The organism is Aureimonas sp. N4 (assembly GCF_001463925.1).
GTDB lineage: Bacteria > Pseudomonadota > Alphaproteobacteria > Rhizobiales > Rhizobiaceae > Aureimonas > Aureimonas ureilytica_A.
Genome location: NZ_BBWS01000046.1, coordinates 94,822 through 107,743, shown reverse-complemented (window position 1 = coordinate 107,743; position 12,922 = coordinate 94,822). Strand labels below are relative to the sequence as shown.

The following is a 12,922-nucleotide window of genomic DNA, read 5'->3' as shown; positions in this document are numbered from 1 at the left end:
ACCGCAGCGGACCTATCCACCGGAAAAAGAAAAAGCCCGCTCGGGGGAGGACCGAGCGGGCGAAGAATGCAAGGTATCTGGGAGGAAACGATGCACAGAGATATAATCATGCTGCACCGCACTCCAGCAAGCCCAATAATGCATAGCTGCCATGCCCGTCACGATATTCGTGCATGGATTGTGATTTGCATGGTGGGGTTACCGAGGAGGGTTTGGAGCGCGAGAGGGCTGATCGGCTCTGGCCTTCGGCCGTGCTCTCCGATAGCGAGCGCGCTGGAAGCGCAGAGGCTTGGCGGAGGGCAGCATGGCCGATCGGGAACAGGTTGCGGGAGGGAACTGGCTGGAGCGCGCGTCGCACCGCCAATGGCTCTTGCGCGAAGCGGACGATCTGTTCCGCTTCTTCGAAGGGGCGAGCCTCAATTGCGACGGGCGAATTTCCGTGCCCGACACGAAGGGTCGGCCGATGCGCGACGGCGCGCCGACCGAGCTTCACACCACGACGCGCCTCGTTCATTGCTTCTCGCTCGTCAGCCTTCAGGGCCGACCGGGGGCCGACGCTCTGGTGGACCACGGCATGAAGGCCCTGTGGGAGCGTCATCGCGACGCCGAGCATGGCGGCTATGTCTGGAGCTTCGGCCCGGACGGTTTCGCGGACGACAAGAAACAGGCCTATGGCCACGCCTTCGTGCTGCTGGCGGCGTCCAGCGCCCTGCAGGCGGGGCACCCGGACGCGCCCCGGCTGCTGGCCGACATCACGCAAACGCTGAACACGCGCTTCTGGGAAGAGGCGCATGGCGCGACGGCCGAGGAGTTCACGCGCGACTGGCAGCCCTTCGACACGTATCGCGGCCAGAACTCCAACATGCACCTCACCGAAGCGCTGATGGCGGCCTTCGAGGCGACGGGCGAGCGGCATTATCTCGACAAGGCCGGGCGAATCGCCGACCTCATCGTCAATCGTCACGCCCGCGCCACCGGCTGGCATCTGCCGGAACATTTCGATGCGGACTGGCAGTTCGACCGCGCCTATGACGGCAACCCGATCTTCCGACCCTTCGGCACCACGCCGGGCCATTGGCTGGAATGGGCGCGGCTTCTGATCCAGCTCTGGGAGCTGGAAGGACGGGTGACCGACTGGATGCCGGACGCCGCCAAGGCGCTCTTCGCCAAGGCCGTGTCGGATGGCTGGGACGAGGCGCGCGGCGGCTTTGTCTACACGCTCGACTGGGACGGCCAGCCCCGCATTGCCGATCGCTACTGGTGGCCGGTCTGCGAGGGCATCGGCGCGGCGGCCGTACTGGGTGCGGTCACGCAGGACCCGTTCTACGAGAGCTGGTATCGCCGCATCTGGGACTTCGCGGCGCTCCACCTGATCGACCGGCGGCGCGGCGGCTGGCACCCGCAGCTCGGCCCCGACAACCAGCCCAAGCCCGAGCCCTTCGCCGGCAAGCCCGATCTCTACCACGCGCTTCAGGCCTGCCTGATTCCGCTTCTGCCGACCGATACGGGCCTCGCCAAGGGACTTCGCGAAGGTCAGCTGCGCGGGGCGTGAAGCCCGCTCGCCCGCAAGAACTCGACGCTCGAAGCCTTCCGCCATGCTGCGCCGCAGCATGGCTTTCGCTTGCGCTCGGGCGCGATCCGTCGTTCCCCTGTGTCCCGCCGTCGGACAAGCAATTCCGGGAGGGAGGCGCATCGGCGGCGAGGCGATACGAGTGCTGCGGATGTCTTATCCTTCTCCCCTGCCGACCGATGCGACCCAGGCGATTCTGGTCGGTCGCCTGTTCGACCCCGAGGTCGGCGGCCCGGTCATCGTCCATGTGCGGGGGGACCGGCTGGTGGACGTCTCCGCGCTCGCCCCCACCGTATCCGAGCTTCTGGAAGGCACCGACGTCGCGGCCCGGCTGCGCGCGGCCGAGGACGGCCGTTCCTGGGCCTTGTCCGACGTTTTAGCCGCCAGTGAGACGCATGAGACCGGCGAGACGCGGCCGATCCTGCTCGCCCCTTGCGACCTCCAGGCGGTGAAAGCCTGCGGCGTGACCTTTGCCCGCTCCATGGTGGAGCGCGTGATCGAGGAGCGCGCCAAGGGTGACTACGCGCTCGCCAACGCCATCCGGCAGGAGATCGGATCGGTGATCGGCGGCGCGCTGGCCGAGGTGGTGCCGGGCTCGCCCAAATCGGCCGAGGTCAAGCGCATCCTTCAGGACAAGGGCTACTGGTCGCAATATCTGGAAGTCGGCATCGGGCCGGACGCGGAGGTCTTCACCAAGGCCCCGGTTCTGGCAAGCGTCGGCCATGGGGCCGAAGTCGGCATCCTGCCCATGTCGGAATGGAACAATCCCGAGCCCGAAGTGGTGCTGACGGTCAGTTCGCGCGGCGAGATCCTGGGCGCGACGCTCGGCAACGACGTGAACCTGCGCGACGTGGAAGGCCGCTCCGCCCTCCTGCTCGGCAAGGCCAAGGACAATAACGCCTCCTCCTCGATCGGCCCCTTCATCCGCCTGTTTGACGAAGCCTTCACGCTGGACGACGTGCGCTCGGCCGAGCTGACGCTGATCGTGGAAGGCGCCGATGACGGATACCGGCTGGAGGGCTTCTCCACCATGCGCGAGATCAGCCGCGATCCGGCCGATCTGGTGCGCCAGGCGCTCGGGCCCCATCATCAATATCCCGATGGGATGATGCTCTTCTGCGGCACGTTGTTCGCGCCGGTGGAGGATCGCGACACGCCGGGCAAGGGCTTCACGCACAAGCTCGGCGACCGCGTCACCATCGCCTCGCCGCGCCTTGGCGCGCTGACCAACACGGTGACCCACACCGACAAGGCCGCCCCTTGGCGCTTCGGCATCGCGGCGCTCATGCGCAATCTGGCGGCGCGGGGTCTCCTGTCGTGAAGCATTTCCAGCGAAAGCCGAGCCGGCTTTCGCGGCCGGACAATGCGGAAAACAAAAGCCCGGTGCCTTTCGGGCGAACCTATGGTCGGCGGAAAGGCACCCGAATTGGATGCAAGGCGAACGGTTTGTTGGCCTTCCCGTCTTCCAAAGGCTTGTGATCGTCACAATTTAACGTCATTCCATGGTGGCCCCGAAGGGGCCGCCATTTCGATCTCAAGAGAGAAGTCTGCCCATGGCCGATCCTGTGACGAGCCGACCAGTCCCCGTCGAGACGGAGACACGGCGTCTCTTGGAAAGGTTCGACTGGTCCACGACCTCGCTCGGCCCGCGCGAAGGCTGGCCGGAGCGGATTCGAACGGTTATCGACACGGTGGTGGATTCGCCCGTGGCCAAGGTTCTCATGTGGGGGCCGGACCACGTGATGATCTACAACGATCCTTATATCGAGATCGCCGGCGCCAATCATCCGCATGCCTTCGGCGGGCGCGTGCCGAAGGTCTGGCCCGAAATCTGGGACTGGAACAGCGCCATTCTGGAGGCGGGTTTCCGGGGCGAAATCCAGTCCTTCCGGGACAAGATTCTGCGCTTGAAGCGCAACGAACAGCTCGAAGACGTTTATTTCGACCTCTTCTACACGCCGATCCGCGATGTCACGGGCGGCATCGGCGGGGTGCTCTGCACCGTCCTGGAGAAGACCGACCGGATCGTCGCCGAGCGGCAGACCTTCCTGTCCAACCAGCGCTTCCGCGCCGCGATCGACGCCATCCATGGCACGATCTGGACCAACGAGGCGAGCGGGCGCATGGTCGGCGAGCAGCCCGGCTGGGCGCGGCTGACCGGGCAGAGCTATGCCGACTATCAGGGACTCGGCTGGAGCAAGGCGGTTCACCCGGATGACGGTCCAGCCTCCGTCGCCGCCTGGCAGGAGGCCGTTGCAACCGGCCAGACCTTCAATCACGAGCACCGGGTTCTGGTGGCCGGCGGCGAATATCGCCGCTTCATGGTACGTGCCGTGCCGACCTTCGACGAGGCGGGCGTGCTGCGCGAATGGGTCGGCGTCCACACCGATGTCGAGGACATGCGCGCCTACGAGGATTCGCTGCGCGAGCACGCCGAGATGCTGGAGCGTCAGGTGCGCCATCGCCAGCGCGCCGAGGAACAGTTGCGCAATCTCAACGAGACGCTGGAAAGCCGCGTCATCGACGCGCTGGAAGAGCGCCGGCAGGCGCAGATGGCGCTGGCCCAGTCGCAGAAGCTGGAAACGATCGGCAAGCTGACGGGCGGCGTCGCGCACGATTTCAACAATCTGCTTCAGGTGGTCTCGGGCAATCTCCAGCTTCTCCAGCGCGATCTGACCGGCAACGAGCGGGCCGAGCGGCGCATCGGCAACGCCCTGGCCGGCGTCGCGCGCGGCTCCAAGCTCGCCGCGCAGCTTCTGGCCTTCGGCCGCCGGCAGGCGCTGGAGCCCAAGGTCGTCAACGTCACGCGCTTCGTGCGCGGCATGGACGACATGCTGCGCCGCGCGCTCGGCGAAGGCATCGAGATCGAAACCGTGGTCGGCGGCGGCCTCTGGAACACGTTCATCGACCCGACGCAGATCGAGAACGCGCTTCTGAATCTTGCCATCAACGCCCGCGATGCGATGGATGGCCAGGGCAAGCTGACGATCGAACTCGGCAATGCCTCGCTGGACGACACCTATGCCCGCACTCATGCCGAGGTGACGCCGGGCCAGTACGTCATGCTGGCGGTGAGCGACACGGGCTGCGGCATGAGCGCCGAGATCATCGATAAGGTGTTCGAGCCCTTCTTCTCGACCAAGGCGGAAGGCAAGGGCTCGGGCCTCGGGCTCTCCATGGTCTATGGCTTCGTCAAGCAGTCCGGCGGCCATGTGAAGATCTATTCCGAGATCGGCCACGGCACCACGATCAAGCTCTACCTGCCCCGCGCCGAACAGGCCGAGGACGTGGAAGTCACGATCGACAACGGGCCGATCTCCGGCGGCACGGAAACCGTTCTCGTGGTGGAGGACGACGACGAGGTGCGCGCCACCGTGGTGGAGATGCTGACCGATCTCGGCTACCGCGTGCTCAAGGCCGTGGACGCGCAGTCGGCGCTCTCGGTGGTGGAAAGCGGCATTCCGATCGACATTCTGTTCACCGACGTCGTCATGCCCGGCAAGCTGAAAAGCCCGGAACTGGCGCGAAAGGCCAAGGCGCGCCTGCCCGACCTCGCCGTGCTCTTCACCTCCGGCTACACCGAGAATTCCATCGTCCATGGCGGACGGCTGGATTCGGGCGTCGAACTTCTGTCCAAGCCGTATACGCGCGAGGCGCTGGCGCGAAAGTTCCGCCATGTGCTCGCCAACCGCGCGCAGAAGGGCGTGCGCAAGCCCGATGTCGCGGCTCCCGCTCTCGCAGCGGAAGCCCCTTCCTTGGAGACCTCCCTGCGAAGCGCCCCGTCCGCAGACGCCCCGGCACCGCGCCATTTCAAGCCCTGCACCGTGCTCTTCGTGGAAGACGACGCGCTGATTCGCATGAACACGGCCGACATGCTGAAGGATCTCGGCCATATCGTCGTGGAAGCGGGCAGCGCCGAAGATGCGCTGGTGGCGCTGGAAACGGCGGGCGTCGATGTTCTCGTGACCGACGTGAACCTTCCCGGCATGTCCGGCCCCGAGCTCGCCCGCCGCGCGCTGGAGCTGACGCCTGGCATGGGCATCGTCTTCGCCACGGGCGATCGCCATGTGGATGGCATCGAGCAATTCGGCGCGCGCACCGCCCTTCTGCCCAAGCCCTACGACATGAGCGATCTCGACAAGGCCGTGGCCAAGGCGAGCGCGCGTCAGCGGGTCGACGCCTAGGAGCCTGCCTCGAGAATCCACCGGGTCGGTCCGGCGAGTCTCTTCCGGCCCCGGTTTATCGTCCATCCTCGCCGACCCTCTGCCGGGGCGTTTCCAAACGGGCTCGAAGGCACGCCCCTTCCCATCCGAGGTTGGTGACAGGATGAGCGATTTTTTAGCTCATCCGTGCCCTTCCGCCCTTTGTTCCGGCCCGGTCCTGAGCTAGGAAGCGACCCGTCCTTCAGGCCTTCCCGCCCATGGAGCCGCCATGTCCGACCAGCCCCAGAATCAGGCCAGCCTTCTGGCCGAAGCCCTGCCCTTCATGCAGGCTTACGAGAACAAGACGGTCGTGGTGAAATATGGCGGCCACGCCATGGGCAATGCCGAGCTCGGCCGTGCCTTCGCCCGCGACATCGCCCTCCTCAAGCAGGCCGGCATCAACCCGATCGTCGTCCATGGCGGCGGTCCGCAGATCGGCCGGATGCTGGAGAAGATGGGCATCGAAAGCCGCTTCGAGCACGGGCTGCGCGTCACCGACGAGCGCACGGTCGAGATCGTCGAGATGGTTCTCGCAGGCTCGATCAACAAGGAGATCGTCGCTCTCATCAACGCCGAAGGCGAATGGGCCATCGGCCTGTGCGGCAAGGACGGCAACATGGTCTTCGCCGAAAAGGCCAAGAAGACCGTGGTCGATCCCGATTCCAACATCGAGCGCGTGCTCGATCTCGGCTTTGTCGGCGAGCCGGTGGAAGTCGATCGCACGCTGCTCGACCTTCTCGCCCGCTCCGAGATGATCCCGGTGATCGCGCCGGTCGCGCCGGGCCGCGACGGCTCGACCTACAATATCAACGCCGACACGTTCGCGGGCGCCATCGCCGGCGCGGTGAAGGCAGCCCGGCTTCTGTTCCTGACCGACGTTCCCGGCGTTCTCGACAAGAACGGCCAGCTCATCAAGGAGCTTTCGGTGAGCCAGGCGCGCGAGCTGATCCGCGACGGGACGATCTCCGGCGGCATGATCCCCAAGGTCGAGACCTGCATCGAGGCCATCGATCGCGGCGTCGAGGGCGTCGTGATCCTGAACGGCAAGGTGCTTCATGCCGTGCTGCTCGAACTCCTCACCGAGCATGGCGCCGGCACGCTGATCGTGCGCTGAATTCAGCTCTCCCAAGCTTCGAAGTGGCCGGATCGACATCACGTCGGTTCGGCCGCTTTCGTCTGCAGCAGGTTGTCATGCATCCCAAGCGCCGCATTGATCAGTCTGGCATGGTTTCAGCTTGCATTGGAGGGTAACGTCAGGTACTCGGCGATCCGTACCCTGCGGTACGCTTCCCGTCATCCTGAAGGCATTGTCCCGTGTCCGCCGTTTCCGCATCCAACGCCGACGCAGCGCCCGCCAATTCGCGCGCGCGCGTTCTCTTCGCCAGCCTGATCGGCACCACGATCGAGTTCTTCGATTTCTACATCTACGCGACGGCGGCGGTTCTCGTATTTCCCAAGCTCTTCTTCCCGGCAGCCGACGCGACCTCCGCGACGCTCCAGAGCTTTGCCACCTTCGCCATCGCCTTTTTTGCGCGCCCCATCGGCGCGGCGATCTTCGGCCATTTCGGAGACCGGATCGGCCGCAAGGCGACGCTGGTCGCCGCCCTCATGACGATGGGCGTGTCCACGGTCGCGATCGGTCTTCTACCGACCTATGCGAGCGCGGGCGTGCTGGCCCCGCTGCTGCTCGCGCTGTGCCGCCTCGGCCAGGGCCTGGGGCTCGGCGGCGAATGGGGCGGCGCGGTGCTCTTGGCGACCGAGAACGCCCCTCCCGGCAAACGCGCGTGGTACGGCATGTTCCCGCAGCTCGGCGCGCCGATCGGTTTTATCTGCGCCACGGGCTCCTTCCTGATTCTGTCGGACATCCTGACGGATGAGCAGTTCTTCCAGTTCGGCTGGCGCATTCCCTTCATCGCCTCGGCGCTGCTCGTCTTCGTCGGCCTCTGGGTGCGCCTGAAGATTCATGAGACGCCGGCCTTCCAGAAGGCGATGGAGCGGCACGAGCGCGTCAAGGTTCCGCTCTTCGCGGTCTTCTCCGAGCACAAGGGGCGGCTTCTGGCCGGCACCTTCGCCGCGCTCGCGACCTTCGTGCTCTTCTATCTCATGACGACCTTCGTCCTCTCCTGGGGCACGACGGCGCTCGGCTATTCCCGCTCCACCTTCCTGCCGATCCAGATGCTCGGCGTCGTCTTCTTCGGCCTCGCCATCCCCGTCTCGGCCCTCATGGCCGACCGGATCGGCAGCCGCGCGACGCTGATCTTCGCCACGGTCGGCATCGGCCTGTTCGGCTTCGTGTTCCATCCGCTGTTCGGCGCGGGCACGGTCGGCAGCGTGATCGCCTTCCAGATCATCGGCTTCGCGCTGATGGGCCTCACTTACGGCCCGCTCGGCACCGCGCTGTCGGACCTCTTCCCGACCGCCGTGCGCTATACCGGCGCGTCGCTGACCTTCAATTTCGGCGGCATCGTCGGCGCCTCGCTCGCGCCCTATCTGGCGACGCGCCTCGCCACCGAACACGGTCTGGCGGCCGTCGGCTACTATCTCTCGGCCGCCGCCCTCATCACGGCCATCGCCCTCTTCGCCACCCCGCGCAAGGGCGAGTTCTCCTGATCGGGCAAGGACCCGATCGCTGATACGACTCGGCCCGGCATCGCCCTCACGCGATGCCGGGCTTTTCTTTTGATGCGCGGCGGATGCGTTTCGCCGGCTTTGCTTCCGTCTGTGGCTTCCTCGCACTGGCCTGTGACGAAGGCCGCTGCCACCAAGGATGGAATGCCAGCGCAGGACTCATGCCAGGATGAACCCGATGTCTCGCCGCGCCCTGTTCCTCCTCATGCTTCTGTCCACCACCGCCGCGCCCGCGCTTGCCGAGGACGCCAGCCCTTCACTGGTCGAGCGCCTCGAAACCGCGCCGCAGATCGGGAGCGACGAGCGCTTCATTCGCTTCTCGCCCTTCGTCCAGTTCGATGGCGGCTGGGCTTCCTCCTCCCCGGGCGATTTCCTGGACCCGGCCGACCGGCGCAATGGCGAGGTTCGGCGCGGGCGGCTCTACACCGATTTCGGCTATGACGACTGGGGCGGGCGGCTGACGCTCGACTTCGCCAATTGGGAAGACGCGGCCGTCACCTATGCCTATCTGAACTACAAGATCTCGGAAGCGCTGACCGTTCAGGCCGGCTATCAGGACATTCCGTTTTCCCTCCAGAACATCATGGGCAGCCGCTCGGCCACCTTCGCCGAGGACGGGCTGAACAGCACGCTGCAACTGTCAGATGCCGTCGGCATCACAGCCTTGGCCCATGGCGAGCGCTGGAGCCTCCAGACGGGCGTCTTCGGCGGCGACATCAACGCTCAACCCTTCGACGATGGGGTGACGCTGGCCGCACGCGCGACCTATGCGCCTTATCTCGAAGGTGGGGACGCCGTGCATCTCGGCCTCGGCCTTGCCGGCGGATTCGACCGGCAGGAGCCCTTGAGCTTCTCGGGCGGCGTCGGCACCAATCTCGTTTCGCTTTCCCCCGTCTCGACCGATGATTTCGAGAAATCGTCGCGGCTCCTGTCCCTGAACGGCGAACTGGCCGCGACGCTCGGCCGCTTCACCTTCCAGAGCGAATATACGGTGAGCCGCGTCGAGGCGGCGCGCGGCGAAGAGGCCGTCCTGCACGGCGGCTATGTCTCGGCGCTTCTCTTTCTCACCGACGACCACCGCCGTTACGAGGTGGATGGCGGCCAGTTCGAGCGTGTGAAGCCCGCCCATTCCGTCTCCAAAGGCGGCATCGGGGCTTTCGAGATCGGCGCGCGGCTGGATGCGCTCGACCTGACCGATGCCGAGGATGGCGGAGCGGAGATCGCCGGGACGGCCATCCTGAACTGGTATCCGACCGACATCCTGCGTTTCACCGCCAGCCACACCTACACGCGCGTCACCGATGGGCCGGACGAGGGCGACGAGGTGAACGCGACGCTTTTGCGCGCCACGATCGTTTATTGACCATTCGCATTGACGCAGAACCCGCCGCCGTGTCGAAAGAAGAAATGACCGAGAACACCACGATCCTGCGCACCGCCGACGCCACGCCCGCGGACTTCTCCCATGTCACGACATGGGTCTTCGACCTCGACAACACGCTCTACCCTCGCCGCACCGACCTGTTCCGCCAGATCGACGAGCGCATGACGAGCTTCGTCGCCGAGCTTCTGAACGTGCCGGCCGACGAGGCGAAGGGTGTGCAGAAGCGCTTCTATCGCGAATATGGCACGACGCTGCGCGGGCTGATGACGGTGCACGACATCGATCCGGACGCCTTCCTGCGTTACGTCCACAATATCGACTATTCCTGGCTCTCGCCCGACCCGGAGCTGGGGGCGGAGATCGCGGCCCTGCCCGGCCGCAAGTTCATCTTCACCAATGGCGACCGGGGCCATGCCGAGCGCACGGCGCGCCAGCTCGGCATTTTCGAGCATTTCGAGGATGTGTTCGACATCGTGGCCGCCGGCCTCGTCCCGAAGCCCGCTGCCGAAACCTATGACAAGTTCATGGCCCTGCACCGGATCGACACGGCCCATGCGGCGATGTTCGAGGATCTGGCGCGCAATCTCGAAGTGCCGAAAACCTTGGGAATGCGCACGGTGCTGATCGTGCCGGAAAATTTCGAGACGGCCATCGGCGATGCCTGGGAGCACGAAGGGCGCGAGGGCGAGCATATCGACTTCGTCACCGACAATCTGACGCATTTCCTGCGCTCGATCCGCTGACGCAAAAAGGCCGGGGCGCAATGCCCCGGCCTTTGCTCTCATCGTCTCGACCTTTTACGAGCCGAGAATGGAGCGGTCGGGCCGTACCAGCGACGCCATGCCGCCAGTCGCCCGGTCTTCCATCATGTTCAGCTCGGCCCGGCCTGCGCCGGCGCGCTTGTTCTGATTGAAGATCGCGTCCATCTGCTCGTTGGCATAGACGGCGTCGCCGCTTTTCGAGGCTTCGCGTGCCGCCCGACTTTCGGGGTCGAGATCGGTCGGCGAAGCTTTCGCGCCCGTCTCGTCCTCCTGGATTGTTTCGGGCACGTCCATGTTCTGCTGACGGCGCATCATCGCGGAATCGGTATCGAACTCGCCCATGGCTGGTTTCCTTCCCTCAAGATTTATGGCTTGGGAGAAAAACGTCGCGGGATGGGCCGGGTTCCGGTTGGATCAGAACTCGTAATAGCTGCGGATGATATCCCAGCCCTGTTCGGCCGTATCCACGAAATGGATGAGGCCGAGATCGTCGGGGGCGATCGTGCCTTCCTGCGCCAGGAATTCGAAATCCACCACGCGCCGCCAGAAACTTTCGCCGAACAGCACCACCGGAATGCGCGCCATGCGCCGGGTCTGGATCAGCGTCAGCGCCTCGAACAACTCGTCCATCGTGCCGAAGCCGCCGGGGAAGATCGCCATGGCCTTGGCCCGCAGGAGGAAATGCATCTTGCGGATCGCAAAATAATGGAAGTTGAAGCAAAGCTCGGGCGTCGCATAGGGATTGGGCGCCTGCTCGTGCGGCAGCGTGATATTGAGCGCGATCGACACCGCGCCGACATCGGATGCGCCGCGATTGCCCGCTTCCATGACGCCCGGCCCGCCGCCGGTGACGATCACGAATTCCTTGCCGCCGGATGAGTTGGCCGAATGGCGCGAGGCGAGTTGCGCAAAGCGCCGGGCCTCGTCGTAGTAATGGCTGTTGGCGCGCAGCCGCTCGGCCTGTTCCGGCGTGCGGGCCGCCCAAGGATCGTGGCCGGGCTCGGGGATGCGCGCGCCGCCGAACAGCACGACGGTGGACAGGATGCCCGCCTCCGTCAGCGCCATGTCGGGCTTCATCAGTTCCAGTTGCAGCCGGACGCCGCGCATCGGCTCGGAGGCCAGAAAGTCCGGGTCGTCATAGGCAAGGCGATAGGTCGGCGAGAGGGTCTGGGGCGTGCGGGGCTTGGCCGTCTGACGCGCCCGATCCTCGCCCGAAGTTGGAAAAGGCGAAAAGGCTTCTTCGCCCTCTGCACCCGAAAGAAGGTCCTTGTCGGTTTCCATCGCCACGCGCCATCGTCCTCGCGTTGATTGTCCAGGGGGCTTCCAATAGAGGAAGCGTCATGCCCGAAGCTTTCACGCCGCTACACAAGGACGCACGGATGACCGACCACGCCCAGCTTGAACAGATCATCGAAACCGCCTTCGACAACCGGGACTCCGTCAACGCGCAGACCCAAGGCGAGGTTCGCGACGCGGTGAACGAGGCCCTGAACGGACTCGACCGAGGCGCGCTCAAGGTCGCGACGCGCGGCGGCGACGGTCAATGGACCGTGCATCAGTGGCTGAAGAAGGCGGTGCTCCTGTCCTTCCGCCTGAACGACATGGAACTCGTGTCCGGTGCGCCGGGCGGGGCGAACTGGTGGGATAAGGTGCCCTCGAAGTTCGACGGCTGGACGGAAACGCAGTATCGCGAGGCCGGCTTTCGCGCCGTGCCGGGCGCGATCGTGCGCCGCTCCGCCCATATCGGCAAGAACGCCATCCTGATGCCGAGCTTCGTCAACCTCGGCGCCTCGGTCGGTGAAGGCACGATGGTGGACACATGGGCGACGGTGGGCTCCTGCGCGCAGATCGGCGCGCATGTGCACCTGTCCGGCGGCGTGGGCATCGGCGGCGTCCTAGAGCCGCTTCAGGCCGGCCCGACCATCATCGAGGACAATTGCTTCATCGGCGCACGTTCGGAAGTCGTGGAAGGCTGCATCGTGCGCGAGGGCTCGGTTCTCGGCATGGGCGTCTTCATCGGCCAGTCCACCAAGATCGTGGACCGCGAGACGGGCTCCATCACCTATGGCGAAGTGCCGCCCTATTCCGTCGTCGTCGCCGGCTCGCTGCCGGGCAAGCCGATGGGTAATGGCGAGGCCGGCCCGGCGCTTTATTGCGCGGTGATCGTCAAGCGCGTGGACGAGCGCACCCGCTCCAAGACGTCCATCAACGATCTCTTGCGCGCCTGATCGAACAGGGGGTGCACGGCGCAAGACAGCGCCGTGCATTCGACGGCATTTTCTAAGACATCGCTTTCGGAAGCCCTTCGAGGGATCGCTGTGGGGTTTCCGCTCTGCGGCCTGACAACGAACGCGGCCTCTACCAGGAGCATGAGCCG

At 65.5% G+C, this 12,922-nt stretch carries 10 protein-coding genes; 8 read left to right on the top strand and 2 right to left on the bottom strand.

Features of this window, described 5'->3' with window-relative positions; translation table 11 throughout:
- Positions 1-304 precede the first annotated feature (304 nt).
- The 7 genes from AUL28_RS14805 to AUL28_RS14775 all read left to right on the top strand — a co-directional run bounded on the left by AUL28_RS14805 (position 305) and on the right by AUL28_RS14775 (position 10,527).
- Positions 305-1,552 (top strand): AGE family epimerase/isomerase, encoded by a 1,248-nt coding sequence (locus AUL28_RS14805; RefSeq protein ID WP_062233991.1) that lies wholly within the window; start codon positions 305-307, stop codon positions 1,550-1,552.
- 169 nt (positions 1,553-1,721) lie between these two features.
- On the top strand, positions 1,722-2,891 hold the full coding sequence (locus AUL28_RS14800) for a fumarylacetoacetate hydrolase family protein (RefSeq protein ID WP_062233989.1): 1,170 nt from the start codon (positions 1,722-1,724) through the stop codon (positions 2,889-2,891).
- A gap of 232 nt (positions 2,892-3,123) precedes the next feature.
- On the top strand, positions 3,124-5,754 hold the full coding sequence (locus AUL28_RS14795) for a response regulator (RefSeq protein WP_062233986.1): 2,631 nt from the start codon (positions 3,124-3,126) through the stop codon (positions 5,752-5,754).
- Positions 5,755-6,001: 247 nt separating this feature from the next.
- Entirely contained in the window at positions 6,002-6,886 is an 885-nt protein-coding gene (gene argB, locus AUL28_RS14790) for an acetylglutamate kinase (RefSeq protein ID WP_058601021.1), read from the top strand.
- 200 nt (positions 6,887-7,086) lie between these two features.
- A complete protein-coding gene (locus AUL28_RS14785; RefSeq protein WP_062233982.1) occupies positions 7,087-8,382 on the top strand; it encodes an MFS transporter in 1,296 nt (431 codons plus the stop codon).
- Between the two features lie 196 nt (positions 8,383-8,578).
- Complete coding sequence (locus tag AUL28_RS14780) at positions 8,579-9,763, top strand: OprO/OprP family phosphate-selective porin (RefSeq protein ID WP_062233979.1); 1,185 nt, start codon at positions 8,579-8,581, stop codon at positions 9,761-9,763.
- Between the two features lie 44 nt (positions 9,764-9,807).
- Entirely contained in the window at positions 9,808-10,527 is a 720-nt protein-coding gene (locus AUL28_RS14775; protein WP_062233976.1) for a pyrimidine 5'-nucleotidase, read from the top strand.
- Between the two features lie 54 nt (positions 10,528-10,581).
- On the opposite strand, the gene AUL28_RS14770 is transcribed toward AUL28_RS14775, so the two are convergent.
- Positions 10,582-10,887: a hypothetical protein gene (locus tag AUL28_RS14770; protein WP_058601018.1), complete on the bottom strand. Its 306-nt coding sequence runs from the start codon at positions 10,885-10,887 to the stop codon at positions 10,582-10,584.
- A 72-nt stretch (positions 10,888-10,959) separates the two neighbouring features.
- The gene (locus AUL28_RS14765; protein WP_058601017.1) at positions 10,960-11,826 is read right to left on the bottom strand and encodes an LOG family protein; all 867 of its coding nucleotides are present in this window, start codon (positions 11,824-11,826) and stop codon (positions 10,960-10,962) included.
- A 98-nt stretch (positions 11,827-11,924) separates the two neighbouring features.
- On the opposite strand from AUL28_RS14765, the gene dapD reads away from it, so the two are divergent.
- Positions 11,925-12,773, top strand: coding sequence for a 2,3,4,5-tetrahydropyridine-2,6-dicarboxylate N-succinyltransferase (gene dapD / locus AUL28_RS14760; protein ID WP_058601035.1), 849 nt, complete (start codon positions 11,925-11,927; stop codon positions 12,771-12,773).
- The last annotated feature ends 149 nt before the right edge of the window (positions 12,774-12,922 follow it).

What these genes read in the sequence shown, in the direction of transcription:
- AUL28_RS14805 (WP_062233991.1), top strand. Translation starts at nt 305, where the DNA reads ATGGCCGATCGGGAACAGGTTGCGGGAGGGAACTGGCTGGAGCGCGCG.
- AUL28_RS14800 (WP_062233989.1), top strand. Translation starts at nt 1,722, where the DNA reads ATGTCTTATCCTTCTCCCCTGCCGACCGATGCGACCCAGGCGATTCTG.
- AUL28_RS14795 (WP_062233986.1), top strand. Translation starts at nt 3,124, where the DNA reads ATGGCCGATCCTGTGACGAGCCGACCAGTCCCCGTCGAGACGGAGACA.
- argB (WP_058601021.1), top strand. Translation starts at nt 6,002, where the DNA reads ATGTCCGACCAGCCCCAGAATCAGGCCAGCCTTCTGGCCGAAGCCCTG.
- AUL28_RS14780 (WP_062233979.1), top strand. Translation starts at nt 8,579, where the DNA reads ATGTCTCGCCGCGCCCTGTTCCTCCTCATGCTTCTGTCCACCACCGCC.
- AUL28_RS14775 (WP_062233976.1), top strand. Translation starts at nt 9,808, where the DNA reads ATGACCGAGAACACCACGATCCTGCGCACCGCCGACGCCACGCCCGCG.
- AUL28_RS14770 (WP_058601018.1), bottom strand. Translation starts at nt 10,887, where the DNA reads ATGGGCGAGTTCGATACCGATTCCGCGATGATGCGCCGTCAGCAGAAC.
- AUL28_RS14765 (WP_058601017.1), bottom strand. Translation starts at nt 11,826, where the DNA reads ATGGAAACCGACAAGGACCTTCTTTCGGGTGCAGAGGGCGAAGAAGCC.
- dapD (WP_058601035.1), top strand. Translation starts at nt 11,925, where the DNA reads ATGACCGACCACGCCCAGCTTGAACAGATCATCGAAACCGCCTTCGAC.